At 29.1% G+C, this 4,033-nt stretch carries 4 protein-coding genes; all 4 read right to left on the minus strand.

The window, feature by feature from the left end:
• Positions 1–269 precede the first annotated feature (269 nt).
• Positions 270–1,784: an IS66 family transposase gene (locus SPJ17_RS00970; protein WP_321091875.1), complete on the minus strand. Its 1,515-nt coding sequence runs from the start codon at positions 1,782–1,784 to the stop codon at positions 270–272.
• A 248-nt stretch (positions 1,785–2,032) separates the two neighbouring features.
• Positions 2,033–2,383, minus strand: a complete 351-nt coding sequence (gene tnpB, locus SPJ17_RS00975) for an IS66 family insertion sequence element accessory protein TnpB (protein ID WP_321091876.1) — start codon at positions 2,381–2,383, stop codon at positions 2,033–2,035.
• Positions 2,380–2,691 (minus strand): hypothetical protein, encoded by a 312-nt coding sequence (locus SPJ17_RS00980; protein ID WP_321091878.1) that lies wholly within the window; start codon positions 2,689–2,691, stop codon positions 2,380–2,382. The genes tnpB and SPJ17_RS00980 overlap by 4 nt, the downstream gene beginning before the upstream one ends.
• Before the next feature lie 170 nt (positions 2,692–2,861).
• Positions 2,862–3,752, minus strand: a complete 891-nt coding sequence (locus SPJ17_RS00985) for a Fic family protein (protein WP_321091880.1) — start codon at positions 3,750–3,752, stop codon at positions 2,862–2,864.
• Between the last annotated feature and the right edge of the window lie 281 nt (positions 3,753–4,033).

Raw genomic sequence — 4,033 nt, forward strand, 5'->3', positions numbered from 1 at the left:
CCTTTAATAATAAAACTAGTCATATTACAGATACAATATTTCTGTTCTATGTCTAGTTTTTTTTATCCCTAACGGGCTTGATACTTGTATCCAACCTTTGCTTTTCTTATGGCAAATAAGAACCATTTTAATACAAAATGCGTATCCATAAAAGATTCCCAGGTGATTACAAAGTGAAAGAATCTCACATTTAATGCGAGAATTAGTAACTTCCAATAAAACAAAAACAGAGACAAACCCACATTTTATACGAGTTTGTCTCTGTTTTATTATTTCAAATTCAATTTTAGTTCTTTAGGAAGCTTTTCACTCCATGGTAAAATATCATCAATTTCAATTTTATTGATGTTGTTTAAAATATATTCTAGGTATCTTTCTATGCATAATCCATTTGCTTTGGCTGTTTGGATTATTGAAAATAATACGCCTGATGCTTGTGCTCCATTTTCTGTTTTAGAGAATAAGAAATTCTTTCTTGCGATTACGAAAGGTTTTACGGATCTTTCGGCTATATTATTTGAGATTTCTAAATATCCATATTCTCTATATGTAAATAATTCATCCCATGAATTCTTTGCATAATTCACTGCTTTTTCAAGTAATGATCCTGGTTGAGCTTTAATATCCCATATCTCATCATGTAAGGAATCAACAAGCTTTTGATATTCATTAGTATTTCTTTTTTCCTTAATTACAGAAATAGTATATTTCTTTTCTTTAAAGATTTTTTCTTGATTGAATAGCTTATCAAACTTTTCAACTACCAATCTTGCCTTTGATTGCTTTGCCTCCTTTGGGGTCAATCCTTTTAGCACATCAAAAAAATATCTCCTTGCGTGAGCCATACATCTTTGAATGCCTAAAAGCTTATCTTTAAATTTATCATAGCCTGCGTACTTATCACAAACTAAATAGCCTTTATAATCCTTAAACAATTCTTCAGTTTTATCCGTCTTCCTAGATTCAGAGAATTCATAAATATATACAGGATTATCATAGAATGTAGTAGTATACACAAACATATAACACTTCTCTCTATCCTTTATATCTAAAATTTTCAGCGTGGTTTCATCTGCGTGGATTACATTGGCTCTATTATGGGTAAGCTCATATTTTAATCTTGAATATAAAGGATTTAAAATATCTGCAGCCTCTAATACATAATTAGATAAACATTGTGTAGATAAATTGATTCCTTTACTGATTAAGTATTTAGAATATCTATCTAATGGTACGCCAAGTGAATATTTCATATTGATTACATCCGCCACTACAGAAGGAGTAACTGGTGAATGCCCAAAGATATCATCAGAAGCTTGCTGTCTGACTGTAGAATCACAATTTGGGTTTTTACATGCGTATTTCTTAGTGATTATTTCAACCACCTCATATGTTGCTGGATATTTAATGATTTTCTTTGTTGAATCAGAACCGATCTCAACCATTACCTCACCACAGCTTGGGCAAATACGTTCACTCTCCTCTAATTCCTTAATAATCGTTCTTGTGGGCTTTAAATCATAAGTAAAATTGTGACTTCCTGGTTTTTGACCACGCTTTTTTGTCGCTTTAGCTTCAGCTTCATTAATTGCTTCATCCATTGGCTCTAGCTTTTCGTTTTTCTTAACGAAAGTATTATATGTATCTCTTAATTGACGCTGATGCTCATTATCATATTTTAAAATAAGCTTATCATACTTGATTCTTAAATCTCTTAATTCGATATCTTTTTCAAGGAGTAATTGGATTAATTCTTCTTTGGTTAAATCTTCATAATTTTTCATATCTAATTTCCTCATTCAATGCGTATTATATGTAATATAATTTTTGCTGTCAATCCCACCTTTCCTACTGGAAACACACCTTCATTTTTGGCCCATTTTTAAGCTAAAATTAAAAGAAAAATGTGGATAACTCAAGAATTTTGATAATATGATAAGTTTTTATCATATTTTTCTTTGTTTTCCTTGAGTTATCCACAATTCTATGACAAATCGAAATTGATTTTTTTTAAAAAATTGCAAAAAAAAGTCTAATATAAATCATATTTTTTATTCAATTTTCCTTCGAATCTATATACAAAGTCTAATCCATTAAGTAATACAGCCAAATCATCCTTAGTTATTGTCCCCATTTCTCCTGTGTCAGGGTAAATATATTTACCTACATCAAGTTTTTTATAATACATCCATACTCCATTTTCTTCAAACTCTAATATCTTTATGCATTTCTTAGATTTACTACAAAATAAGTATAAGTTATGTTTAATCTCATCTCTTTGAAATTGGTTTAAAACTAACCTAGATAAACCATAAATTCCATACCTAAAATCTGTAGTACCTGTGTAAAGATATATCTCATTTACTTTACTTAAATCTATCATTTAAATTCTCCAATAACTAAGTGAAGTATAGAACTATCAAATTCTAAGGATATTCCATTAGGTAAGGTTAATTTAATTGAGCTATTTATACTTTGGGACTCTTGCTTGAAAATTGGAGTTACATCTTGAAATGTATTCTTTGCAATAAGGTTCGTTGAATTGTAATGTCTTATCCAGGTAGCTATGGTTGATCTACATATATCCCTACTATCACAAAATTTTGTTAATGATAATCCTGAATTAAAGTATTCTTCAATATAATGCATTTTTTCTTCTGGACTGTACCAGCCATGTTGGTCTTTAGCCATAATAAAATCCTCCTATATAAGTATTACCTTAATTATAGGAGGATTCATTATAAATTATTAGATGGAAATCTTTTATGGATACACTTATTTCAAAAATAATCATTTATCTCTCCTATGAAGAGTAACAACACTCTCGACATGTACCTAAATATCTTTTAAAGTGCTCCACATTAGTACTTTATATTAAAATACTCCAAATACTTTTTAAATATATCTTGGCCATAAAGACATGTATCTAAAAGATATCCTTTTTCATATTTCCATTCTTTTAAGCCTCTATAGTAAAATGCCTTGTATTCATCAGTAATTAGTATTGGCACTAAATTATGCTTTAAGCATTCTTTTAACATTATTAATCTACCAACTCTACCATTACCATCTTGAAATGGATGAATACATTCAAATCTATAATGAAATTCTATTATGTCATCTATAGTAACATTATTAAGCGAGTTATACCAAGATAATAATTCTTTTATTTTTTCCTTAACTTCTTTTGGTTTTGTAGTATCAATACCACCAACCTCATTTTCAAGCATCTTGTAATCTCCAACCTTAAACCATGGCTTTTGAGAATCTGATGTTGCATTTTTTAAGATAAAATGAAATTGCTTTATTAAGGATTCATTCAATTTCGTTTTAGCAGATTCAATTGCTAAATCAATGCATCTAAAATGATTTGTAGTTTCGATTATATCATCCACTAAAAGAGTATCAAGTCCAGGTCCAATTGTTTTAGTTTCAAATATATATCTTGTTTGATCATGCGTTAACCTACTACCTTCTATATGATTTGAATTATATGTCATTTCAATTTGAAGTTTATGATATATTCCGCCAGCAAGCTTGCTTTCCTTTTCCCTTTTCAAAATTTCTAATAAAGAATCATTTTTTAATGAATGACGTGTTTGTCTCTTTGGTTTGACAGCGTCTTCAGGAATAAGCCAAGTTTTTCCATTTAAAATAGCTCCAACGACTCTTCCTTTATTACAATAATCTCTAACGCTTCTTTCTGAAATATTCCACTTATTTGACATTTCAATTACTGATAAGTATTTCATAAAATCACCTTAATTCTTCAGTATTATTATATCATTTATCGGCAATCTAATCAATCATTTTTAACCAAAGAATTATTTTATATTTTGCCGATGTTTAATACAAAAACATCCGTACATATAGATACGGATGTCATATAATTATTTCAAAGACAAGCAACAGACGCTCTCAACACGCCAAAATAAAGACACCCCATGTAAATAGTAAGAATTCTAGTGTTCTTTATATTTGATATCAAGGACCTAGCAATTATACTATAATCTAAAATTTAAATAATTTATTA

Origin of the sequence: Anaeroplasma sp., from assembly GCF_034179385.1 — a bacterium.
GTDB lineage: Bacteria > Bacillota_I > Bacilli_A > Acholeplasmatales > Anaeroplasmataceae > Anaeroplasma.